This is a genomic window from Burkholderia sp. WTPI3, assembly GCF_021483755.1.
In the GTDB taxonomy this organism is placed as follows: Bacteria; Pseudomonadota; Gammaproteobacteria; order Burkholderiales; family Burkholderiaceae; genus Burkholderia.
Genome location: NZ_JAGIXF010000086.1, coordinates 1 through 23,645 on the forward strand (window position 1 = coordinate 1; position 23,645 = coordinate 23,645).

The window sequence follows — 23,645 nt, forward strand, 5'->3', positions numbered from 1 at the left end:
TTGCGCTCGCATCGAACCCGCCGCCGAGCGCGCCGACGAGGCCGACGCGCAACGTCCGCTGCCGACCCTGCAACGCAATCAGTTGCGCACGCTCGTCGATCAGCGTCAGATCGGCGACATCGACGTCCTTCTGCATCAGCACGCCGCGGCGATGCCGCTCGGCCGCGATCTGCACGATCTTCAGCGCGGCCGCGACCGCATCCTGCTGCTGCGCGACGAGCGTCCGCGACGTCTGCAGCGACGTGACGATCTGCGCGACCTGCCCGAGCGCGTCGTCGACGGTCTTGTTGTACAGCCCGATCGCGACGTCGGCCTGCGCGACGTCCGCGCCGAGTTTCGCCTTCAGCCGGCCGCGATCGAACACCGGCAGCGAGATCGCGGGGCCGACGGAACCTGCGAGCGCGTCGCGCGAGAACATCGACGCGGGCGTCAGCGCGAACACTCCACCGAGCGCGACGAGGTTCACGTCCGGATAGAACTGCGCACGCGTCGAATCGGCATTCGCGAACGCGGCTTCCACACGCAGCCGCGCGGCGACGATGTCCGGCCGGCGGCCGAGCAGATCGGCCGGCAGCCGCGCAGGCAGCGCGCCGCCCGGAAACGCGCCGACGCGAGGCCGCTGCAGCGCGAGCCCGCGCTCGGGGCCGCGGCCCGACAGCACGCCGAGCTGCAGTTGCGCAAGCTTGATCTGCTCGTCGTTCATCGCGATCTGTTCGAGCAGGCGGCTGCGCTTGATCGATGCGTCGCTCGCGTCGTATGCGTTGTCGAGGCCGCGCGCGGTGCGCTCGCGCAGCACGGCCGTCACGCGCTGGCTGATCTTCAGCTTCTGTTGCAGCAGGTCGCGCACCGCGTACGCCTGGTCGAGCTGGCAATACACGGTGACGATCGCGACCGCGAGCGTGAGCCGCACCTGCTCGGCCTCGACGCCCGCCGCGTCGCGCAGCGACATCAGGCTCTTCGTCGCCGCGCGGTTCTTGCCCCATAGGTCGAGCTGGTAGTTCAGCCCGACGAACACCGACGACGGCGACACGACCGGATCGCCGAAGATCTCAACCGGCACGCGATAGCCGCCCGCCGTCACGTCGGCGATGTCGCCCGGCTTGGGCATCCGCGCGCGGCTGACCGTCGCGCCCGCGGTGCCCGTCAGTCCGGTCAGCGAATCGAACTGCTGAAGCTGTGCCTGCGCCACGCGCAGCCGCGCCTGCGCAACCTGCAAATCGGGATTGTTCTGCGACGCCTCCGCCACCAGATCGTCGAGCTGCGGATCCTGCAGTTGCTTCACCCAGTCGGGCGCGGGCCAAGCGCCGTTCGCGCCGGGGGCCGCCGTGTGTGCCAACGCGTCGGCGGCCGGTGCGCGCAGCGACAGCGACGGCAGGAATCCCGACGGCACGCAGCCGCCGAGCGCGAGCAGCGCGGCCGTCGCCAGAATCGTCCAGCCGCCCTGCCCGCCGCGTGCCGGTGCGGCCGCTTTCAAGATGCATTCCATCGCGCGCCTCACCCCTGCTGGATGCGCTGCGCGCGCGCGGCCAGACGCGGTCGCGTCCGCTCGAGCGGGCCGAGCCGGCCGAACAGGCCGTCCGCGATGCCCAACAGGATGCCGGCGAGCTTGTCGCGCTTGTCGCGCTCGACGAGCGCGATCTGCACGACCTGCCACACGGTCAGCAGGTTCGGCACGATCGCCACCGGAAAGCGCAACCCGTACTGCATCGCGAGCTGCACCGCATTGCGCGCGCTGTAGTAGCGCCGTTGCCACGAGTGATTCATCGACGTCATTTCGAAAGGGCCGAACGCGTGGCGCTGTTTCGCGCCGATCCGGTGCGGCAGCACCAGCGACGGCACGACATAGAGCGGCACGTTGCGCGCGAGCGCGCGGAAGCTGTACTCGGTGTCGACGTGATCGATGAACAGCGTCTCGTCGAAGCGGCCGAGCGCGTCGAACGCGGCACGCGACACGACGCAGCCGGACGAGATCAGGAACGCGCAGCGCTGCGGCGGCCCGTCGGCTTCGACCCGCAGCCGGCGCAACGCGATCCCGTTGGTCGCGAGCTCCGGCAGGAAGCTGCGCGCGTTCTCGTCGAAGATGCGCGGGCCGGCCAGGAACGCGCGGCCCGCGAGCCTCGCGCAGACGTCGCGCATCGTCGAGAAGTAGCCGGCCGGCACCGACGAATCCTGGTCGAACAGCGCAACCGCATCGACGTTCTCGCGAAACAGCGCGGCGAGCCCCGCGTTGTACGCGCCGGCAATCCCGCCGCGGTTGCCGTGATGCAGCAGCCCGATGCCGTCGCGCGCGCACAGCGCGCTTGCACGGGCATCGGGTTGCGGCGTGTTGTCGACGACGAGCAACGCGTCGCACGCATGCCGCCATGCGCCAAGCGCCGCGAGTTGTGCATCGGTCGGGTGATACAGGATCACGAGTGCGCCGAGTGTCGTCATGCGGGTTTCCTCAATGTCCGAACGAAGCGGCCGCGCCGCGCCTGGGCCGCGTCAGCCACATCATCGCGGCGAGCACGAGGCAGGTCATGCTCGCCATCCAGAACATGTCGCCCGTCGCCATCATGTAGGCCTGCTGCATCACGACCTGATGCAGCGTCGTCAGCTCGCGCACGCCGTCCACGCCCATCGCGTTCAGCGTGTGCACGAAACGCTGCGTGTTCGCCGATGCGTGCGTGACCGATTGCGACACGACGTCGTAGTGATAGGTCGCGCGGCTGTCCCACAGCGTCACGCTCATCGCGGTGCCGAATGCGGCCGACAGCGTGCGCAGGAAATTCGACAGGCTCGACGCGGCTGCGAGCCGGTCGTCCGGAATGCGCGACAGCGTCGCAGCGGTCAGCGGAATGAAGAAGCATGGCAGCCCGATCCCCTGGATCAGCCCCGGCGCGGCGATCTGCGCGAATGTCATCTTGAGCGTGAAATGCGCATCCCACGCGAGCACGGCCGCAAACACCAGGAAGCCGAAGGTCGCGAGCACGCGTGCGTCGAAGCGGTGCGCGTGCAGGCCGACGAGAATCGAGAACACGAGCGCGAGCACGCCGAGCGATGCGGTGGCCAGGCCCGCATGGAACGCGTTGTAGCCCATCACCGCCTGCATCCACAGCGGAAACACGACGCCGACCACCGAGAAGCTCATCATCCCGAGCGAGATGATCAGCACGCAGAACGAGAACGTGCGGTCGCGAAACAGGCTAAGGTCGACGACCGGGTGCGCCTCGCCCGCCTCCCAGATCAGCAGCGACACGATCGCGAGCCCCGCGACCACCGCGAGCGTGACGATCAGCGGCGAGTCGAACCAGCCCTTGTCGTGGCCGAGGTCGAGCATCGCCTGCAGCGAGCCGACACCGATCACGAGCAGGACGATGCCCGGCAGGTCGATCGGGCCGGCCGCGCCGCGCTGCGCGTCGGGGCGCAGCATCGTCGTGCAGACTGCGAACGAGAAGAGCCCAATCGGCAAATTGATCAGGAAGATCCACGGCCACGAGAAGCTGTCGACGATCCAGCCGCCGACCACCGGCCCGAAGATCGGCGCGAGCAGCACCGTCATCGCCCATAGCGCGAGCGCGACGGTGCGCTTGTCCGGCGGAAAGGTGCGCAGCAGGATCGTCTGCGACAGCGGCACCATCGGCCCCGAGCACAGCCCCTGCAGCGCGCGGCAGACTACCAGCACGTGCAGATCGCGCGCGAGCCCGCACAGCAGCGACGTCAGCGTGAACAGCAGCACCGCGCCGACGAACAGCCGCAACTCGCCGACGCGGCGCGCGAGCCAGCCGGTGAGCGGCACCGCGATCGCGGCCGCGACCGAATACGAGCTGATCACCCACGTGCCCTGGCTGTTCGAGACGCCGAGGCTGCCGGAGATCGCCGGCACCGCGACGTTCGTCACGGTCGAGTCGAGCACTTCGATGAAGGTCGCGAGCGACAGCGCGAACGTCAGCAGCGCGAGCCGCGCGCCGCGCACCGGCTGCGCGGCCGGTGCAGACGTGGACGCGGGCGCGGACGCATCGAAGGCGGCGGGCGTGTCCTGCAGCGGCGACGCCGTGCTCATGCGCCCGCCGCAGCGACGTCGGCCCGCATATGCGCGCGTCCGTGGTTCGGCGCGAGGCGCTCGATGAAATCGGCGGCCATCTCGCAACCGTCCGGCGCGGCATGGACCCGCGCACGCATGCGTGCCGCCCGCTCGGCGAAGGCGGGCTCGCCGAGCACGCGCGCGAGCGCCGCGCCGAGGCGCGCGCCGTCGACCGGGCCATCGACGCGCACACCGCAGCCGCTCGCGGCAACGCGTTGCGCATTGTCGAACTGGTCGTGCGCGAACGGCGTCGCGACCTGCACGATCCCCGCTTCGTATGCGAGCGCCGCGGTGCCGATCCCGCCGTGATGCACGAGCGCGCGGCAACGCGGCAGCAGCGTACGCATCGGCACGAAGCGGCGCACCAGCAGCCGCTCGCCGTCCGTTGCCGCATCGTGCGGCGTCAGCAGAATGCCGCGTGTGCCGGTTGCGCGCAGCGCGTCCGACACCGCGCGTGCATACGCCGCGTGATCGATCAGCGTCGAGCCGGCCGTAAACACGACGGGTGGCTCGCCCGCCGCGAGAAACACGTCAAGCGTGGGATCGTCGTCATGCGCGGCGATGTCGTTGAACAGCGGAAAGCCGCTTTGCAGAAGATGCGCCGGCCAGTCGCGCTGGGCCGGCGCGAACCAGTCGGGAAACAGGCACAGCACGCCGTCCGTCGAATGCAGCCAGCGGCCGAGCACGCGCCGCGCGGGCGCCAGCCCCAGTTCGCGGCGCACCGCATTGAGCGCCGGGCCGCACACGCGGTCGAGCACCTGCCGCTCGATCAGCGTCATCAGCGCCGATTTCACGGGCAGCGGCCAGCGCGCGGGGATCGTCAGGCGCGGGTGCGTCGGCGGCACCTGCGCGGACAGCAACGTGGACGGCGACACCTGCACCGACACGTACGGCGTGCCGTGCAGCTCCTGCATCAGCCGCGCGGAAAACGCCCACAGCGTGCCGACCAGCACGGTGTCGCGATCGGTCAGCGCGCGCAGCGCGTCGTAATGCGGGCGGACCACGGGCGCGATCACCTGCCATAGCGTGCGAAACGACGTGCGCGGATCCCACAGCGCCGGGTTCGCCATCGCGGCTTCATACTCGGCCGCGGTGCCGACCGGCACGAACGCGAAGCCGAAGCGGCGTGCGGCGGCCTCGAACGGCGGATGCGTGCAGAACACGACGTCGTGGCCGCGCATCGCGAGCGCGCGCGCGACGCCGAGCAGCGGGTGCACGTCGCCCGCCGAGCCGATCGCAGTCACGATCACCTTCGCCATCGCGCGCCTCGCGGGGATCAGTAGAAACCGGGGATCAGCGCCGCGACCTCGCGGCGGTACTGCGTATACGCGGGCCCAAAATAGCCGGTCAGCCAGCTCTCCTCGACGCGCACCTTGTACGCGAGCGACGCGAACACGAGCACGACGCCGAGCGCGCCGCGCCATTCGCCGCCGATCAGCGCGGCGCCGACCAGCGCGATCAGGCAGCCGGTGTAGATCGGATGGCGCACGAGGCCGTACGGGCCGGTGCGCACGAGTTCATGGTTTTCCTTCAGCGTGACGGACACGCTCCAGTTCGTGCCGAGGTGCAGCCGCGCCCACACCGAGAACAGCAGCCCCGCGACCAGCACCGCGAGCCCGCCTTGCGCGAGCAGGCCGAAGCGCTGCCAGTCGGGCACGAGCGCCTGCCACGACGGATCGGGCAGGATGATCAGCGCGCCGCCGACGATCAGCGGAATCGACTGCAGCGTGCGCGAACGCGACGCCTCCTTGCGCACGGTCGTCTTCACGCCCTGCGACGTCGCGATCCAGTAGGCGAGCCATACGGCCCACGGAACGACGATGGCGATGCTCTGAACGATATTCACGGCTGGCCTGCCTCGTATGGATAAGAATTTGGATACGCCCGGCGCGGATGCGTCCGGCGGGGATGCGCCCGATGCGCGACGTGCTGCGTCACGACATCGCCGGCATCGGCGCGGACACGCATGCGTGCGCGGCGCCGAGCGCGATGCCGGCGGCGGCCGGCGGCGCATCGCAGAAGAAGTCGAGCAGCGCCGCACGCGTGGTCTCGCGCTGCGCGCGGCCTTCGATGTCGAGGAAGTGGCCGGCGTCGGGAATGGTCGCGAAGCGTGCGCGCGGCACGTGCGCGGCAAGCTGGCGAACGTCGGCCGGCGTCGTGTACTCGTCGCGCTCGCCGTTCAGGAACAGCAGCTCGCAACCGATGTTCGAAAACTCGCTCAGATAGCGTTCCGGCTGCAGCGACAGGATCTGGTCGACGTGGAATGCGACCTGGTCCTGCTCGTCGCGCGGCAGGCGCGTCAGATACCGGTAGTTGTACAGCTTCATGATGCGCGGCAGGTAGCGGCCGACCGTATCGTTCAACAGTTGTGCGGCCTTCAGGTTCTCGCCGGCCGAGATGTGATCGCGCGCGCGGGTCACGTAGTCGACCATCGCGTCGTTCAGGAACGGCGAGAACGAGCAGATCGCCGCGCGCCGCACGCTCGGGCAGCCGCGAGCGAGCGCGAACAGCGACGCGACGCCGCCCCACGACACCGACACGAGGAACGCGGGCGCGAAGCGCTCGACCAGATGCTGGAGGATCGCGGCCTCGTCGTCCTTCGTCAGGATGAAGCAGCCGGGATTGTGCTGGCGCGACTGCCCCGCATACGGGAGGTCGAAACAGATCGTGTTCATCCGCTCGCCGAGATACTGGACGGTCTGCCCGAACGACGCGGTGGTCGCGAGGGCGCCGTTGACGAGCATCGCCGTGTCGAAGGACGGATCGAACACGTTCCGTTCGACGTAGACCTTCAGACCATTCGGTAGCGGGACCACGTGTTTTTCGGTCGGCATCGTCGTTCTCCGGTGGATGCGGCGTCTCGGCATGCTGCGGTGCGCAATGGCTGGCGCACCGCGATCAATACGCGCGGCGCCGATTCATTCCTTGTAGTGCGGCACCATACTAATACGGGCAATATTACTTACTCAAGTCATCTCAACGATCCCCTCTACTCCAGCGGGAAATATCGTCGATTCAAATTTTTTCGGCATTTTTTATGGTAAGCACGATCGATCGAAGGCAATCGCAATCGTTTGCCTAAATCCAGACCAGCAGTCGTTAAATTATAATATATCGTTCAAATTCAAATATATACATCATTTCATCCGCCCGATTGAAACGGATTCTAGGAAATTACCGGGATGGTCGCCGGGCTCCAGAATTTCCATATCGAATCGAATTTCACATGCCTCGACATTCTTTCGTAACGTAATAATTTCAATTCAGAAACTTCGGCCGCCATTACGCCACCTTTTCGGAAATCGTTTTAAACAAACTTCAATTTATTTAACCGTCTTTCAAACCATTTTCCCGCACCCGCACAATTGCGCCAGGCAGGCGCTCCACCCCTCCGGTACGGAGATCTACTATCGGACCCCGATTTTTTGTTGATTGAACGATCAATAAAAAACCGCTAAGCTCTCGACTTCCAGGAACGGCCCGTCCGGGCGAAGGGGAGTCGCGATGCCGAAAGTCGGAATGCGGGAGATTCGCCGCGCGCAGTTGATCGACGCGACGCTGCGCTCGATCGACGAAGCCGGCCTGCCCGGCACGACGCTCGCATCGGTCGCGCAGCGCGCGAACATCTCGACGGGCATCGTCAGCCATTACTTCGGCGACAAGGACGGCCTGCTCGAAGCCACGATGCGGCACGTGCTGCGCGACCTCTGGACGGCCACCACGCGCCGCCGCGTCGCCGCGCGCAAGGATCCGCGCTCCCGGCTGCGCGCGATCGTCGCCGCGAACTTCGACGACACGCAGGTCAGCGCGCCCGTGATGAAGACCTGGCTCGCGTTCTGGTCGCAGAGCATGCACGACGCGATGCTCAAGCGCCTGCAGCACGTCAACACGCGGCGCCTCCATTCGAACCTGTGCGCCGAATTCGCGAAGGCGCTGCCGCGTGCGAAGGCACGCGAAGCCGCCAGCGGCCTCGCCGCGCTGATCGACGGCCTGTGGCTGCGCGGCGCACTCGCCGGCGGCCCGATCGACACCCGGGCCACGCTGAAGCTCGCCCACGATTACATCGACCTGCTGCTCGCGTCCGATTGACGCGTCACGCACTCGCCTTCAAGGAGATCCTCATGTCCGTATACGGTTTGCAGCGCCTCTACATCGGCGGCGGTTACGTCGACGCCACCAGCGGCAAGACTTTCGACACCTTCGATCCGGCCACCGGCGAACTGCTCGCCCAGGTGCAGCAGGCAAGCGCGGCCGACGTCGACCGCGCGGTCGCATCGGCACAGGAAGGCCAGCGCGAATGGGCCGCGATGACGGCCATGCAGCGCTCGCGCATCCTGCGCCGCGCGGTCGACCTGCTGCGCGAACGCAACGACGAACTCGCGGCGATCGAAACCCGCGACACGGGCAAGCCGATCGGCGAAACGCTCGCGGTCGACATCGTCACCGGCGCGGACGTGATCGAGTACTACGCGGGCCTCGCGACCGCGATCGAAGGGCTGCAGGTGCCGCTGCGGGCCGAGTCGTTCGTCTATACGCGTCGCGAGCCGCTCGGCGTGTGTGCGGGCATCGGCGCATGGAACTACCCGATCCAGATCGCATGCTGGAAAACGGCGCCCGCGCTCGCGGCCGGCAACGCGATGGTGTTCAAGCCGAGCGAGGTCACGCCGCTCACCGCGCTGAAGCTCGCCGAAATCTATACGGAAGCCGGCGTGCCGGCCGGCGTGTTCAACGTCGTGCAGGGCGACGGCTCGGTCGGCGCACTGCTCACCGGTCATCCGGAAATCGCGAAGGTATCGTTCACCGGCGGCGTCGAGACCGGCAAGAAGGTGATGTCGCTGGCCGGCGCATCGTCGCTGAAGGAAGTGACGATGGAGCTCGGCGGCAAGTCGCCGCTGATCGTGTTCGACGATGCCGATCTCGACCGTGCGGCCGACATCGCCGTGACCGCCAACTTCTTCAGCTCGGGCCAGGTCTGCACGAACGGCACGCGCGTGTTCGCGCACCGCTCGGTCAAGGACGCGTTCACGCAGAAGGTGCTCGAACGCGTGAAGCGCATCCGAGTCGGCAAGCCGACCGATGCCGACACCAACTTCGGCCCGCTCGTTTCCGCCGCGCAGCTCGACAAGGTGCTCGGCTTCATCGAGAGCGGCAAGGCCGAAGGCGCGAAGCTGCTTGCGGGCGGCATGCGCCTGACCGACGGCCACTTCGGCAACGGCCAGTACGTCGCGCCGACCGTGTTCGGCGACTGCCGCGACGACATGAAGATCGTCCGCGAAGAGATTTTCGGGCCGGTGATGAGCATCCTCGATTTCGAATCGGAGGACGAAGTAATCGCCCGCGCGAACGACACGCACTACGGCCTCGCGGCCGGCGTCGTGACCGAGAACCTGTCGCGCGCGCATCGCACGATCCACCGCCTCGAAGCCGGCATCTGCTGGATCAACACGTGGGGCGAATCGCCGGCCGAGATGCCGGTTGGCGGATACAAGCAATCCGGTGTCGGACGCGAGAACGGCATCACGACGCTCGAACACTACACTCGAATCAAGTCGGTGCAGGTCGAGCTCGGCCGCTACAACCCGGTGTTTTGAGAACGATAGGAGATACCCCGTCATGACGACACGCGAATACGACTACATCATCTGCGGCGCCGGTTCCGCGGGCAACGTGCTCGCGACGCGCCTGACGGAAGATCCGAATGTCACGGTGCTGCTGCTCGAAGCGGGTGGCCCCGACTACCGCTTCGACTTCCGTACGCAGATGCCGGCGGCGCTCGCCTATCCGCTGCAGGGCCGTCGCTACAACTGGGCCTACGAAACCGACCCCGAGCCGCACATGGACAACCGCCGGATGGAATGCGGCCGCGGCAAGGGGCTCGGCGGCTCGTCGCTGATCAACGGGATGTGCTACATCCGCGGCAACGCACTCGACTACGACAACTGGTCGACGCACAAGGGGCTCGAGAACTGGACGTATCTCGACTGCCTGCCGTACTTCAAGAAGGCCGAGACGCGCGACGTCGGCCCGAACGATTATCACGGCGGCGACGGCCCCGTGTCGGTCACGACCAGCAAGCCGGGCGTGAATCCGCTGTTCGAGGCGATGATCGATGCAGGCGTACAGGCCGGCTATCCGCGCACCGACGACCTGAACGGCTATCAGCAGGAAGGCTTCGGCCCGATGGACCGCACCGTCACGCCGAAGGGCCGCCGGGCGAGCACAGCGCGCGGGTACCTCGACCAGGCGAAGGCGCGGCCTAACCTCGAAATCGTCACGCACGCGCTCGCCGATCGCATCCTGTTCGACGGCAAGCGCGCATCGGGCGTCACGTACCTGCGCGGCAGCGAGCGCGCAAGCGCGCATGCGCGCCGCGAAGTGCTGGTGTGCAGCGGCGCGATCGCATCGCCGCAACTGCTGCAGCGTTCGGGCGTCGGCCCCGGCGCGTGGCTGAAGGAACTCGACATCCCGGTCGTGCTCGACCTGCCCGGCGTCGGCCAGAACCTGCAGGATCACCTGGAGATGTACATCCAGTACGAGTGCAAGGAACCGGTGTCGCTATATCCGGCGCTCAAGTGGTGGAACCAGCCGAAGATCGGTCTCGAATGGATGCTGAACGGCACCGGCCTCGGTGCGAGCAACCACTTCGAGGCGGGTGGCTTCATCCGCACGCGCGACGACGATCCGTGGCCGAACATCCAGTATCACTTCCTCCCCGTGGCGATCAACTACAACGGCTCGAACGCGATCGAAATGCACGGCTTCCAGGCGCACGTCGGCTCGATGCGCTCGCCGAGCCGCGGCCGCGTGAAGCTGCGCTCGCGGGATCCGAACGATCATCCGAGCATCCTGTTCAACTACATGGCCGAAGCGCTCGACTGGCGCGAGTTCCGCGATGCGATCCGCGCGACGCGCGAGATCATGCGGCAGCCGGCGCTCGACCGCTATCGCGGCCGCGAGTTGAACCCGGGCGCCGACTGCAAGAGCGACAAGGAACTCGACGCGTTCGTACGGGCGCGCGCGGAAACCGCGTTCCATCCGTCGTGCTCGTGCAAGATGGGTTACGACGACATGGCCGTGGTCGACGAAGAAGGTCGCGTGCACGGGCTGGAAGGGTTGCGCGTGGTCGATGCATCGATCATGCCGATCATCACGACCGGCAACCTGAACGCACCGACGATCATGATCGCGGAGAAGATCGCGGACAAGATCCGCGGCCGCAAGCCGCTCGCGCGCGTCGACGTGCCCTACTTCGTCGCGAACGGCGCGATGGCGCGCAACGTCGCGAAGGCGGTGCGGCAGCCGGAGACGGTGTAACCGCACGAGCGCCCTTCGGAGGGTGCAGCAGCATGCACGGCTCGCGGCATTCTCGCCGCGAGCCGTTTTTCATGGGGTGCTTGCGCCGTCCGTACCGAAGCGCGTGATCGCGGTGCCCTTTCGTCGCATCCGTTTCGCACGCACGATCGGATTCGCGCGCGACGTCAGGCTCATCGTGCCGCGCAAGCGCTCGAACGCGACGTCCTCCTGCGTTCCGAAGCGGCTGACCGCCGGCCATGCGAGCACCGCGTCGAGCCACGTCCGCCACGCATCGCCATGAAAGCGGCGCGCGAATGCGTGCACCATGCCGGGCGCGGCGATCACGATGCCCGCCAGCAGGTAATATGCCCAGAAGCTGCCCGCGCCGAGGAGCCGGTCGAGCCGGCACACCGACACCGCGGCGAGCAGGCCGTCCACCGATGCGAGATCGGCGCGTCGTTCGCGGATCGCGCGCGCGACGATATTGTGTCCGCCGCCATACGCGGCAATGGATACCCCGTTCCCGGCAGCCAACTCCGCGCTGAACATCGCGAGCGCGGCCATTTCGTCGATCTGCGCCGCATCGTCACGCGGCCCGCAGACGCGCAGAACGATCGCGTCGATGATGGCGCCCGGCCGGGTCGACGGTTCCACGCAGGCCGCGGCCACGGCTGCGCGTCGTTCTCCCGGGCTCTTCGCAGGCGGCGCATCGACGCCGCCTTCTTCGGGCTCTGGCGCTTCGTCCGTTCCTGCTTCGCCGCTTTCGACGCCGGTCGCGATTCGCCCGAGCGCGGCCCAGCCGTCATCGGGGTGCTCGAACGCCCACGCGTCGACGATGCCGTGCGCCGCTTCGAATGCATCGCGCGACCCGGGGCAGCGCCGCTCCGCATGCGCGAGCTGCCGCACATCGGGGACGTGCATGCACGCATTGCGCGGATCGCTCGCATCGCACGCGCAACCGCCGCCGTCCGTGGCGGTCCACGGCGCGAGTTCGTGCAGCACGGCAATCGCATCGCGCGACAGGTTCATCCCCGCCTGCGACGGCACGACGGCCGTGTCGCCGGTTCCGGTCGCCATCGCGCGGGCGGCTTCGGCTTCGTCAAGATGGTCGATCAGGTACTGCAGCCACGCAGCCGTGCGCAGCCGGTCGCGCGTCGCAGCGCGGGCATCGCCATACTTCGCTGGGTCGGTGAGAATGGGGGGTCCGGACATGGTCTGGCAAATCAGGGAGTCGTTTTGTGTCGGTCGGATCGGACGGCACGGCATACCGCACCGTCCGCTGCATGGCCCCCCGCGCCGGATCGCGAAGCAGGCGGCCAGCCGGTCGTCGTGCCGATACGCACGACGGCGCGTCGCCATCGCGAAACCGGTACGCCCGCCGCGCATCCCTGCACGGCCCTCGTCTCTGGCGAGCGACCCGGCCTCGGTCACACGGCGCTTACTGCACGTGGAACTTCGGCGACGTGGCAACCGTGCCGCTGACCGTACAGTCCGGCGTCAGCACCGCGTTGTTGAACGTGAGCGACGAGTTCGGATCGCTCCACGTCGTGACCACCTTGCTCGGCCCGCAAGCGCCGAGCAGCGAAACGGTCACCTTCGCGTTGTTGATCGACAGCTGCGTCGTGCTGTCGGCCTGCCCCGTCCACGGCGACGCGCTGCTGGCGCTGCCGCTGATCAGGCCGCACGTCGCGCCACCGGTGAACGTCGTCGACGTGATGTTGACGATGCCCGTCGAGGAGATCGTGCCGTTGAAGGTCGCGTTGCAGCTCGCGTTGATCGCTCCCTTGGCCAGCACCGTGAGACCCGTCGCGGAGAACGGCTCTCCGCTCGGGTTCATGGCCTGACCGTCGACGCGCGTCACGGTCACGGCGAAAGCAGGCGCGGCCGATACCGCGGTGAATGCCACTGCAGCAACAAACGATACGATTTTGCGAATGCTCATTTGAACTGCCCCCTCTCTCTTCACAAATGGCGGCACGCCGCCAGGAACGCGACGCCCCGGCCGGATCGCCCCGGCCGCTCGGTCGCAGGAAGCCGCCGGCGCGCGTGCCGCGCGCCGGACGGCTCAGAACTTGTAGGAAATCCCGATGAAAGAGATCAGCGGATCGGCCTTCAGCCGCGTGCGCGTCGTGGCGAGCGTCGTGCCGTCTGCCGCGCTGATCACGAGCGACGAGTAGGTCTTCAGCGGCATGTAGGTCAGCGTCGCCGTCAGCCCCCAGTGCTTGTCGATCGCATAGCTGGCACCGACGTTGTAGACCGGCGTGAACGACGACGACGCCTTGCCCTCCACCGACGTCGGCCCCGGCTTGCCGGCGCCGGCCGCAAGCACGCTGCCGAGGTTCTCGTTGATGTCCTTCGCGAAGTTGCCGTTCAGTTCGATGTTGCTGAACCAGCTATACGCCACGCCGATCCCGACGAACGGACGGAACTTCGCCGTCGGTGCATTGAAGTAGTACTGCAGAATGATCGTCGGACTCCATTGCCGCGCGTTCTTCACGGCCGGCTGGTTCGACGGATTGTCCATGTTGACGCTGCCGAGCGCGCCTGCCGGGCCCGGCGGCCGGATCACGCCGTGCCCGGTCAGCGTGAACTCGGGCGGCACGCCGAGCACCGACGTCACCGCGATGTGGTCGGTGAAGAAGTGCGTGAGCGTGAGGCCGACCGTATCGGCGTTGTTGACCGTCAGGCTCGTGCCCGGCGACGTGAACGACCCGGGCAGGCGCAGCGGCCCGTTGATCGGCATGCTCGCGAGATTCGTCGTCAACCCGTTGGTCGAATCCATCGGCACGATGTGCAGCCAGCCCAGCGTCGCGACGTTGTCGCCCGCCTGCTGGGCCGATGCGAGCGTCGACACGCCTGCGACGATCCCCGCGACAATCAGCTTCTTCATCAGTTCTCCCCCTCATTCTGTCCGGGCGCCGCGCACCTGCGCGCGGCGCCATCGTGTCTCCTGCTCTACGCGGTCACTGCACGAACGCGCCGACCGTGAAGTACGGATTGCTCGTGTCGGCCATGTCGAGGAACCCGAACACGCCGCCGGTGAACACGAACTTGCCGGTCGCCGGCCCCGCCGCCGCATCCGCATGCACGGTCGTCACGACGCCCGGCACCTTCTGCGTGTAGTCGAGATTCAGCGCGCGCGTGAGCGCGGCCTGCGACGCGTTGAACGGATCTAGCAGCGTGGCCTGCGCATCGACGAGCGCGGTCGCGCGGTAGTTGAACGCGCTGTCGACGCCCGTGTACTCGCCGTTCTGCGAACCCGACGCGATCGCCGCCTGCGGGCTCAGGAACGAGATGCCCGATTCGTCGTCCGCGCTCGGCGGGCCCTGCGTGAGGTCCGCGTTCGCGGCACCCGTGCGGATGAAGATCGGCACGAGCTGATTGCGCAGCTTGCCGACGATCAGGATCCCCTTGCCGGCCTTCGCCGGATCGAGCGCGGCGAGCGTCGGCGGAATCTGCGGCTGGTAGTTCAGCGACTGGAACGCCGGCGCATCCGGGCGCGGCGTGAACGGCTGGTTCACAGTCGCGCTCGATGCGAGCGGCTGACCGCCGTTCTTCTTGCCGAAGTTGTCGGTCTCGACGTAGCTGCCGTCCGCGTTGATCGTCACCTGCTGGTCGAGCGCCACCGGCTGGAAGTTCTGCGACGGCACCTGGTGATAGCCGAGCTGGTTGTACGTGCCGGCGATCTTCGACAGATCGGTTTCGAGCGACGAGAAACTGATGAACGGGTAGTACGGGAACGTCGTCTGCGCAATCTTGCCGACGCCGATCACGCCGTCGAACTGGATCGTCGCACCGGGAATCGCACCGCCCAGCACGCCTTCGCCGAGGAACAGCCGGGCCGGCCGATTCGGGTCGAGGCTCGCGTTCTGCATCCGGAACGTGCACTGATTGAGCTTCACGGTCGGCAGCCCGGTTTCGTCGACCAGCGTGCCGTCGACCACGTTGGCCGGCGCCGTGTCGCGCGTCGGCTGCACGGTGCCGGTGGTGATCGGCACCGGCGACGCGAGATAGGTCATCCGGTACGTCATCTTCGTCGTGTCGAGCTGCACCTTCACCAGTTCGCCCGAACCGGAGCCGCCGATGAACACCGTGTTGTAGTCGATCGCCTGCGGGCACAGCCGGACCACCGGTGCGGGCGGCGGGTCGCCGTCGCCGCCGCAGGCGACCAGCACCGGCGCGAGCGACGCCGCAGCCATCCAATGCTTCACATTCATAGGAATCCTCTTTAATTTTGATTCGCCGGCGGCGACGCGTGCGCCGCCGGTGTTCCGTGTTCAGTACGCCGTCACTGGACGAACGCGCCGACCGTGAAGAACGGATTGACCTTGCTGTTGTTGACGACCATCGCGTAGACGCTCCCCGCCGTCACGAGCCAGCCCGTGTCGCCCTTGCTGAAGATCGCCACATTGCCGTCCGCCCCCTTCACGTTGAAGTCCTGCGAGGCCGTGACCGTGATCTTGCCGGGCGTCGCCTGCGTATAGTCGAGCGCGAACTGCGAGGTAACCGACGACGTCTGCGGGTCGATGAATGCCGCGGTGGCGCCCTGGAACAGCGTTGACGTATAGTTCGCGGCCATCGTCGACACGGCGGTGCCGTCCGTGCAATTTCCGGCCTCGGGCATGAAGAACGTGCCGTTGAACGTGCCGGGCAGGTCGGGATGCGGTATGGAGTTATTGAAGCTCGGCCCCGAATTCCCCGGTGCGCCATACAGGCCGTTGGATGTCACCACCCCGCATGCGGACGCGCTCGTCGCACCGATGAAACCGCCCTTGAGCGCATTGGTCGCGACAGACTGCGCGGGAGACAGCATCGAGATGCCGACTTCCGCGTCGGCGACCGACGCCAGCAGGTTGCTCGCGTCGGCATGCGAGTAGCCGACGCGAATCACGATCGGCACCAGCACACCGTTCAGCTTGCCGACGATCATCACGCCACGCGCCTGGGTCGGCGACAGCAGCACGAGCGGCTGCTCCTGACCGGCCGACGGATAGGGCATGCCCGGATGCGCGCCGCTGACGAACACGTTATCGGCGCTGCCGTCCATGTTCTTGCGCAGCGTCCACGGCGTGCCGGTCGTCTGGCACGAGTAGTCGCTGCCCGACGTAATCGTGCACGTGCCGTCCGCATTGAGTGTCTGGTTCCAGTTCACGACATCCGGCTGCCAGCCCTGCGGGGTTGCGGTCTGATAGCTGCTGCCGGTCGGCGACAGATGAATGCCGACCTCGTTGTAGACTCCGGCCACCTTCGCAAAATCGGTCTCGGTGTCGGTAAAGCCGATAAACGGATAGAAATCGAACGTACGCGACGGCACGGTGCCGACAAAGATGCCCGGCGCGAGCGGAATGCCGTCGAACTGGATCGTCGCACCCGGAATTCCGCCACCCACCACACCATTCCCGACGAACAGCATCGGCGGGTCGCTGCGCTTGATCGTCACCGCATACGTGCCGTCGCTCGTCGCGCCGTTGTCGAGCACGAACGCGCAGCGGTTCTGCTCGGCGGTCGGCAGATTGGTCGGATGATGGAATGCGCCGCTGATCGTCAGGCCCGCGCGCGTGTCGTTGACCTGCCCCGCCGAGGTCGGCACCGACGATTCGATGAACTGCATCTGGTAGGTGAGCCTGGTCGTGTCGAACTTCACCTTCACGTATTCGCCGCTGCCCGAGCCACCCGTGTAGGTCGTCGTGTAGTCGAGCGAATCCGGACACAGCTTCGTCACGACGGGCGGCGTCGTTTCTGCACCGCTCGGCCCGCATGCGCTGCCCGAGCACTGCGGCACGTTGATCGGCCCCGGATCGTCGCCGCCGCCGCAACCGGCGACGAACGGCAGCGCCAGCACGGCGCACGACAGGACCGCCTTCCGCCATTCAGGAATGCAAAGCATCAACCCCTCCTTTTCAGGTACGACAAGTCTCGTCCGGACGGGCTGCGTGGCCCGCCGGTTGGTATCGCGCCGTCGTGCAGGCACGCAGCGCATGACGATGCGCGCAATGCGCGCCGCGTGGCCGGTCAGGCCAATGCGATCAGAACCGCCGCGGCAGGCAAGCGCGATCCGGCCGCGCCGTCATGCGGCACGGCGCCGTCGGGAAAAACGAAACGAAACGGAACAGGATGCGTCGCTACAGCGATAACGCAATGCGATGACGCTCGCACGCGACTCGCGTCGCGCCGGCGTCCGGCGAAAAACAGGGAAACGGCAGTCCGGCTGGCCCCGCGGATAGGCGTCTCATGAAGTGGTCTCCATACGTACGCTTGATTCGTTATCGTGATGCGTCGTTTGTCGAGACTATGAGCGGACGATCCGCACAAGTAAATGGATGCAGAGTTCCAAACGGGCCGCGGCGCGCGACCCTAGCGCTTGCAGGGCATTTGACAGTTTTTCAAACAGCCTTCATTTTCTTTGCTCAGACAAATACCAGGGCGATATAACGCGCGTTTGAACGATCGCGGCCGACCCGCGCGAACGCCGGCGGGGCGGCCTGCCGCGGCCGACCGGGATACCGCGGCGCAACATTACACGTCGATGACGGCCAGCGTGCCGTGACTGCCCGGCAGCACCGCGTGGCGCGTGCCGGCGAGCGCGAGATACATCTGGCCGGCCTCGACCACGATCGTTTGTGCGTCGACCTCGAGCATCAGCCGGCCGTCGAGCACCAGCAGCCCTTCGTTGTAGTCGTGCACTTCCGCTTCGTACGGCTGCGCGTCCATGCGCAATACCTTGATCCGGGCCGGCCCGACTTCACCGACGATCGCGGACTTCCACGCGACGGCCTGCGCGGCCGCCACCGACTTGAAATCGACCAAAGACATGCGCACCGCTCCGAAGAGGTGAAAGGAATGCATTATCGCGAGCGCCGCGCGTGGCGTCCCGGTACGGCGCGGCGGTGTCCGGGCGGCACAGTTTGCCGCCCCGCCGTCGTGCCGCCGCGCGAACCCGCAATCGACGCCCGCGTTGCCGAAAGCGATGCGGATTGTTCGCACATCTCAAATAAAGTGCGGCGTTATCGACCAATGCCCACACACTGGACGCAAATCCGGCGCCGACATCGCCCGGCCTTTCCACCAGAATGCATTTCCATCTGCCGATTGCTAATATGGCGGTCCTGCGATCCCGCACCACAACGCCGTTCGACATGACGCCCGCTGGCCATGCCGCACCCGCAACCGGCCGCCTCGCAGCGGCGGCACCGGGCACGCGCGGCACGCAGCGTCGGACCGACCGGCCGTGCCATCCGTGAGCATGCAACCGATCCTTTCCGTTTCCGACCTCTCCAAGACTTACGCGTCCGGCTTCCAGGCGCTGAAGCACGTGACCCTCGACATCCGCCCCGGCGAGATCTTCGCGCTGCTCGGGCCGAACGGCGCGGGCAAGACCACGCTGATCGGCTCGATCTGCGGGATCGTCACGCCGACCGAGGGCCGCGTGACGGTCGGCGGCCACGACATCCGCGATCACTATCGCGCCGCGCGCGAAATGATCGGCCTCGTGCCGCAGGAACTGACGACCGATGCATTCGAAACCGTCTGGGCGACCGTGTCGTTCAGCCGCGGCCTGTTCGGCAAGGCGCCCGATCCCGCATACATCGAGAAGACGCTGAAGGCGCTGTCGCTGTGGGACAAGCGCGACAACAAGCTGATGACGCTGTCGGGCGGAATGAAGCGCCGCGTGATGATCGCGAAAGCGCTGTCGCACGAGCCGCGCATCCTGTTCCTCGACGAGCCGACGGCCGGCGTCGACGTCGAGCTGCGCCGCGACATGTGGAAGCTCGTCGACTCGCTGCGCGAAAGCGGCGTGACGATCCTGCTCACCACGCACTACATCGAGGAAGCCGAGGAAATGGCCGACCGGATCGGCATCATCCTCGGCGGCGAGCTCGTGCTCGTCGAGGAGAAGCGCGAGCTGATGCGCAAGCTCGGCAAGAAGCAGCTGACCGTGCAGCTCGAGCAGCCGCTGGCAGCCGTGCCGGCCGAACTCGCACCGTTCGGCCTCGAACGCGCGGACGACGGCACCGCGCTCGTCTACACGTACGACTCGCAGCGCGACGATGCGAGCATCGCGAAGCTGATCAACGCGCTCGGCGCGGCCGGCATCGGGTTTCGCGACCTGCATACGACGCAGAGCTCGCTCGAGGATATTTTCGTGAGCCTGATCGACAACCGCCGCAACGGCGCACAAGGGGCGTAACGCACATGGCCAACTGGAATCTCCACGGCATTCGCGCGATCTACCGCGCCGAAATGGCCCGCACGCGCCGTACGCTGATGCAGAGCATCATCGCGCCAGTGATCTCGACGTCGCTGTACTTCGTCGTGTTCGGCTCGGCGATCGGCTCGCGCATCAGCGACGTGAACGGGATCGGCTACGGGTCGTTCATCGTGCCGGGCCTCGTGATGCTGTCGCTGCTGTCGCAGAGCATCTCGAACGCGTCGTTCGGCATCTACTTCCCGCGCTTCACGGGCACGATCTACGAGATCTTGTCCGCGCCCGTGTCGTACTGGGAAATCGTGATCGCCTACGTGGGCGCGGCCGCGTCGAAGTCGCTGCTGCTCGGGCTGATCATCCTCGCCACCGCCGGCCTGTTCGTGCCGCTGCACATCCTGCATCCGTTCTGGATGGTGCTGTTCCTCGTGCTGACGTCGATCACGTTCAGCCTGTTCGGCTTCGTGATCGGCATCTGGGCCGACAGCTTCGAGAAGCTGCAGCTCGTGCCGCTGCTGATCATCACGCCGCTCACGTTCCTTGGCGGCAGCTTCTACTCGGTCGACATGCTGCCGCCCGCGTGGCGCATCATCACGCTGTTCAACCCGATCGTGTATCTGATCAGCGGCTTCCGCTGGTCGTTCTACGGGCTGGCCGACGTGCATGTATGGATCAGCCTCGCCGCGACCACGCTGTTCCTCGCGATCCTGCTCGCGATCGTCGCGTGGATGTTCCGCACCGGCTACAAGCTGAAGAACTGACGCGACGCGCGCAGTCGCGGCTGCATCGGCCCGGTTCGCGCAACCGGGCCGGCGCTGCTAGACTGGATCGGAAGACCGGCCGCTACCGCCCGACAGGCGCGGGCCGCACGGCCCCACTCCCTGCGTGAGGACCCCCGATGAGCGCTTCCCGGATCGATGCCGTCCGCGACGGCCTGTTTCGCGCCACGACGTTCGTCGATACGCTGAACCTGGGCTTCAGCCAGTTCTTTATCCGCTCGCCGCACGGCGACGTGCTGTGTGTCGAAACGGGCACCCGCTCCAATTTCACGCAACTGAGTGCGGCGCTCGACACCGTCGGCATCGCGCCGTCGATGGTGAGCAGCGTGATCGTTCCGCACTTCGAGGCCGACGAAATGGGCGCGCTGCCCGATTTCCTCGCGGCCAATCCGGCGCTCGTCGCGTACGGTCATCCGATGTGTACGTGGGGGCTCGCCGACGTGTTCGGCGTGCGCGCGATTCCGCTGAAGGACGGCGTGCCGACGACGTTGTCGGGCATCGACGTCGTGCCGGTCTTCACGAAGCACGTGCATCAATGGGACGCGCTCGTCGTGTATCTGCCGGCGTACAGGGCCTTGCTGTCGTCGGACATCCTGATGCGCTTCGGCAACGCGGAAACGGACGACCCGCTGCCCGCGATTCTCGATTCGATCACGCGCTCGGATTACCTGCCGTCGCTCGCGCACATGGCGAGCGCGCTGCGCCGCATCCAGGCGCTCGACCTCGACATCATCCTGCCGATGCACGGCCCGGCGATCACGCACGACATTCCGCGCGTGATCGCCGGGGTGATCGCCCACTGCGAGGCGGCCACCGCGTAGCGCAAGCGCGCCGCGCGCGGCCGGCCAGCGCCGCTCAGGCGCCCGTGACGACGAATTCGTCGGCCGCCTTGCTCTGGATCGAAGCCATCAACGCGAGTTCGCGCTTGCTGCGCGGCTCGCCGGACACGACGCCCGTCGCATGCTTGGCCTTCGCGCCGAGCGGAAAGAACACGAACGACGCGCCGGCCGGCGCATCCGGCTCCGCGCGCAAGCGTTTGTTCAGAATTTTCAGGTACTTCTTCTTCGACACTTCCTTCGCTGCCATGACGCCCTCCGCGCGAATGTGATGCCGGTCAGCATACCAGTTTTGGCCGGAGCCTCCGGCGCGCGCCTCGCCGACGCAGCGGCATGGCAATTTCGAGGCGACGCGTCCGGCGCGCGGGTAAGATCGTCACGCGCGGGCCGGCCGACCAGACGTCGCAGCCCGCGCCCGTCGCACACCATCACACGCCAATCGATCAGAACAATTCATAGACAATGACACTCGTCACTACCCAGCACATCCGCTGGCGCGACCCGATCACGGTGAAGTTCGGTTTCACCGGCATCGATCCCGAAGAGGCCGTCCTCCTCGTCAGGCATCGGCTCACCGCACAGTTCCCGACGCTCGACAAGCCGAGTCAATGCGTCTACGTCGTCCGGCTGAAGGGTGACGTCGCCATCGCGTACGGCGGTGAATTCTCGCCGGTCATCTATATTGGCGAAGGCAACGCAGCGACCCGCCTGTACGCACACGCCAAGTGGATTGCGGAATTGCTGGTGGCCGTCCCAAACGCGGAAATCGAAGTCCGGGTCGCGGACTGCGTCCGGCAAAAGGACACCAATCTCTGTCAGTACGTCGAAGCCGACCTGATCGACGCGTTCATCGACAAACACCGGTGCCTGCCATGGTTCAACCGCCAGCGCGAAAGGAAATACGCGGGTCAGCGGACCTACGACGCGGAAGTACAACACGCGTTCAACCTGAGAATCGGCAAGGTGGGTGGCAGCAAATACCTATGGGCCATCCGGCCAACCGACAACAACGAGCAATACAACCCGTATGCCACCGGCTGGTACGACGCATGACCGGCGACTGCCTTCGATCGTATCGGGCGCCGGACCCGGCACGCTGCACGCGATGCGGCATCGCCTGAGCGGCGCCTGACTCACGCACGAGGCACGCTGGTCGCACTTTTTTGATCGCGATGTCGATTTACCACCGGCTCGTCCGTCGTACCCATGACATCCCCTGCCGGCCGCCGCGGCGACCGGCAGGCCGCGTATCCCTATCATCCAAGGAGCAACCGCAATGCGCGTCATGGTGATCGTCAAGGCAACGGCCTTTTCCGAATCGGGGGCGATGCCCGATACCGAACTGCTGGCCGCGATGGGCCAGTACAACGAGGCACTCGTGAAGGCCGGCGTGATGCTCGCCGGAGAAGGGCTGCACCCGAGCTCGCGCGGCAAGCGCGTACATTTCTCCGGCACGGACCGGACCGTCATCGACGGCCCGTTCGCCGAAACCAAGGAACTGATCGCCGGCTACTGGCTGTGGCAGGTGAAATCGATGGAAGAAGCCATCGAATGGGTCAAGCGCTGCCCGAACCCGATGCCGATTGAGTCGGACATCGAAATCCGCCAGGTCTTCTCGCCGGAAGACTTCGGCGCGGAATTCACACCCGAGCTGCGGGAGCAGGAAGCGCGGCTGCGCGCGGAGATGGACGCGCGGAAGAACGCATAAGCGACCGGAAACGCGGCGGATGCGCGGTAATCGCCGCCACGACGGCTTGCGAATCGAGTCGGCGCCCGGGGCGGCGATCCAAGTGCCGCCCGCCCGCATCCGCCAAACCAACCGATTGACGCGCCGCCTTTTTGTAACGTATCGTTTTGAAACGTTATAAAACCGGACCATCCCCTCATGCATTCCCGTTTCGACCGCTTTCGTGCGACGCCCCTCGGCGCGCAGCTCGAAGCGCTGATCGCGCAGCCCGGGCGCTATGTCGAATTCGCGGCGCTGTCGCGCGTCGGCGTCGCCGCGATCGGTGCGATCCAGCACGAGGTCGCACGCAAATTCCCTGAAATCGAAGCCGATACGACCGCCCGGCAGTTCTGCGGCGCGATGGTCGCCGACGTGATGCGCCGCCACGGGCACGACGTCGTGCAGGCGCGCGGCCGGATCGGCGGCGCGCTGTTCAGCTACGGCGCGGTCTTCAGCGCGTATCCGCAGGTGCTGCCGTTCGCCGACGTCGTCGCCGCGCTGGCGGCGATGCCCGACCGGCTCGCCGCGTATGCCGCGCACATTCCCGCCGCGCTCGTCACGCGACGGCCGGCCGGCACCGGCTTCTCGCTCGTCGAACATGCATGCCACCTGCGCGACCTCGACGCCGTGTTCGCCGCGCGCATCGACGCCGTGCGCACGCACGAGCTGCCGGCGATCGCCTCCGTCGACGGCACCGCGCTCGCCGCGCAGCGCGACTATCTCGCGCAGCCGCGCGGCGATGCGC

Annotated in this window: 22 protein-coding genes; 9 read left to right on the forward strand and 13 right to left on the reverse strand. The window is 66.9% G+C overall.

From position 1 onward, the window contains the following. From J7024_RS30395 to J7024_RS30420, 6 genes are all read right to left on the reverse strand, one after another. On the reverse strand, nucleotides 1–1,486 hold a 1,486-nt coding region (locus J7024_RS30395), incomplete at its 3' end, for an efflux transporter outer membrane subunit (protein ID WP_234745727.1). Between the two features lie 8 nt (nucleotides 1,487–1,494). After that, nucleotides 1,495–2,433 (reverse strand): glycosyltransferase family 2 protein, encoded by a 939-nt coding sequence (locus J7024_RS30400; protein WP_124826914.1) that lies wholly within the window; start codon nucleotides 2,431–2,433, stop codon nucleotides 1,495–1,497. A 10-nt stretch (nucleotides 2,434–2,443) separates the two neighbouring features. Next, nucleotides 2,444–4,042: a DHA2 family efflux MFS transporter permease subunit gene (locus J7024_RS30405; protein WP_124826913.1), complete on the reverse strand. Its 1,599-nt coding sequence runs from the start codon at nucleotides 4,040–4,042 to the stop codon at nucleotides 2,444–2,446. Next, entirely contained in the window at nucleotides 4,039–5,322 is a 1,284-nt protein-coding gene (locus tag J7024_RS30410; RefSeq protein WP_124826912.1) for a glycosyltransferase, read from the reverse strand. The genes J7024_RS30405 and J7024_RS30410 overlap by 4 nt, the downstream gene beginning before the upstream one ends. Nucleotides 5,323–5,339: 17 nt before the next feature. Then, complete coding sequence (locus tag J7024_RS30415) at nucleotides 5,340–5,909, reverse strand: methyltransferase family protein (protein WP_124826911.1); 570 nt, start codon at nucleotides 5,907–5,909, stop codon at nucleotides 5,340–5,342. A gap of 88 nt (nucleotides 5,910–5,997) precedes the next feature. Beyond that, nucleotides 5,998–6,897 carry an alpha/beta fold hydrolase gene (locus J7024_RS30420; protein WP_124826910.1) on the reverse strand — a complete coding sequence of 300 codons (900 nt, stop codon included), beginning with the start codon at nucleotides 6,895–6,897 and terminating at the stop codon, nucleotides 5,998–6,000. 670 nt (nucleotides 6,898–7,567) lie between these two features. Here J7024_RS30420 and betI point away from each other — a divergent pair. Genes betI through betA form a run of 3 tightly spaced genes read left to right on the forward strand, consistent with a single transcriptional unit; the run spans nucleotide 7,568 to nucleotide 11,377 of the window. Beyond that, a complete protein-coding gene (gene betI / locus J7024_RS30425; protein WP_124826908.1) occupies nucleotides 7,568–8,152 on the forward strand; it encodes a transcriptional regulator BetI in 585 nt (194 codons plus the stop codon). Nucleotides 8,153–8,184: 32 nt separating this feature from the next. Continuing rightward, a complete protein-coding gene (betB, locus tag J7024_RS30430) occupies nucleotides 8,185–9,654 on the forward strand; it encodes a betaine-aldehyde dehydrogenase (protein ID WP_124826907.1) in 1,470 nt (489 codons plus the stop codon). A 22-nt stretch (nucleotides 9,655–9,676) separates the two neighbouring features. Next, complete coding sequence (betA, locus tag J7024_RS30435; protein WP_175796129.1) at nucleotides 9,677–11,377, forward strand: choline dehydrogenase; 1,701 nt, start codon at nucleotides 9,677–9,679, stop codon at nucleotides 11,375–11,377. Nucleotides 11,378–11,446: 69 nt separating this feature from the next. Here betA and J7024_RS30440 read toward each other — a convergent pair whose 3' ends face one another. The 6 genes from J7024_RS30440 to J7024_RS30465 all read right to left on the reverse strand — a co-directional run bounded on the left by J7024_RS30440 (nucleotide 11,447) and on the right by J7024_RS30465 (nucleotide 18,169). Beyond that, nucleotides 11,447–12,553 carry a hypothetical protein gene (locus J7024_RS30440; protein WP_124827040.1) on the reverse strand — a complete coding sequence of 369 codons (1,107 nt, stop codon included), beginning with the start codon at nucleotides 12,551–12,553 and terminating at the stop codon, nucleotides 11,447–11,449. Nucleotides 12,554–12,794: 241 nt separating this feature from the next. Beyond that, nucleotides 12,795–13,298, reverse strand: a complete 504-nt coding sequence (locus tag J7024_RS30445; protein WP_124826905.1) for an activator protein — start codon at nucleotides 13,296–13,298, stop codon at nucleotides 12,795–12,797. 123 nt (nucleotides 13,299–13,421) lie between these two features. Beyond that, entirely contained in the window at nucleotides 13,422–14,246 is an 825-nt protein-coding gene (locus tag J7024_RS30450) for an OmpW/AlkL family protein (RefSeq protein WP_124826904.1), read from the reverse strand. Between the two features lie 73 nt (nucleotides 14,247–14,319). After that, on the reverse strand, nucleotides 14,320–15,573 hold the full coding sequence (locus J7024_RS30455; RefSeq protein ID WP_124826903.1) for a DUF2957 domain-containing protein: 1,254 nt from the start codon (nucleotides 15,571–15,573) through the stop codon (nucleotides 14,320–14,322). A 71-nt stretch (nucleotides 15,574–15,644) separates the two neighbouring features. Beyond that, complete coding sequence (locus J7024_RS30460) at nucleotides 15,645–17,243, reverse strand: DUF2957 domain-containing protein (RefSeq protein WP_234745728.1); 1,599 nt, start codon at nucleotides 17,241–17,243, stop codon at nucleotides 15,645–15,647. Nucleotides 17,244–17,872: 629 nt separating this feature from the next. Further along, on the reverse strand, nucleotides 17,873–18,169 hold the full coding sequence (locus tag J7024_RS30465) for a cupin domain-containing protein (protein ID WP_124826901.1): 297 nt from the start codon (nucleotides 18,167–18,169) through the stop codon (nucleotides 17,873–17,875). A gap of 430 nt (nucleotides 18,170–18,599) precedes the next feature. Here J7024_RS30465 and J7024_RS30470 point away from each other — a divergent pair, with 430 nt between their 5' ends. The 3 genes from J7024_RS30470 (at nucleotide 18,600) to J7024_RS30480 (ending at nucleotide 21,159) form a co-directional block, all read left to right on the forward strand. After that, nucleotides 18,600–19,544, forward strand: coding sequence for an ABC transporter ATP-binding protein (locus J7024_RS30470; protein ID WP_124826900.1), 945 nt, complete (start codon nucleotides 18,600–18,602; stop codon nucleotides 19,542–19,544). Nucleotides 19,545–19,549: 5 nt separating this feature from the next. After that, on the forward strand, nucleotides 19,550–20,320 hold the full coding sequence (locus J7024_RS30475; RefSeq protein WP_124826899.1) for an ABC transporter permease: 771 nt from the start codon (nucleotides 19,550–19,552) through the stop codon (nucleotides 20,318–20,320). Nucleotides 20,321–20,457: 137 nt separating this feature from the next. Further along, nucleotides 20,458–21,159, forward strand: coding sequence for an MBL fold metallo-hydrolase (locus J7024_RS30480; RefSeq protein WP_124826898.1), 702 nt, complete (start codon nucleotides 20,458–20,460; stop codon nucleotides 21,157–21,159). A gap of 34 nt (nucleotides 21,160–21,193) precedes the next feature. Here the strand turns inward: J7024_RS30480 and J7024_RS30485 are convergent, their stop codons facing one another. Beyond that, complete coding sequence (locus tag J7024_RS30485; protein WP_096501889.1) at nucleotides 21,194–21,424, reverse strand: hypothetical protein; 231 nt, start codon at nucleotides 21,422–21,424, stop codon at nucleotides 21,194–21,196. Nucleotides 21,425–21,636: 212 nt separating this feature from the next. On the opposite strand from J7024_RS30485, the gene J7024_RS30490 reads away from it, so the two are divergent. The 3 genes from J7024_RS30490 to J7024_RS30500 all read left to right on the forward strand — a co-directional run. Next, nucleotides 21,637–22,227: a hypothetical protein gene (locus J7024_RS30490; protein WP_175769958.1), complete on the forward strand. Its 591-nt coding sequence runs from the start codon at nucleotides 21,637–21,639 to the stop codon at nucleotides 22,225–22,227. Nucleotides 22,228–22,450: 223 nt separating this feature from the next. Then, nucleotides 22,451–22,882: a YciI family protein gene (locus tag J7024_RS30495; RefSeq protein WP_175769957.1), complete on the forward strand. Its 432-nt coding sequence runs from the start codon at nucleotides 22,451–22,453 to the stop codon at nucleotides 22,880–22,882. 177 nt (nucleotides 22,883–23,059) lie between these two features. Continuing rightward, the coding region (locus tag J7024_RS30500; protein ID WP_234745729.1) for a DinB family protein at nucleotides 23,060–23,645 on the forward strand (586 nt) is incomplete at its 3' end.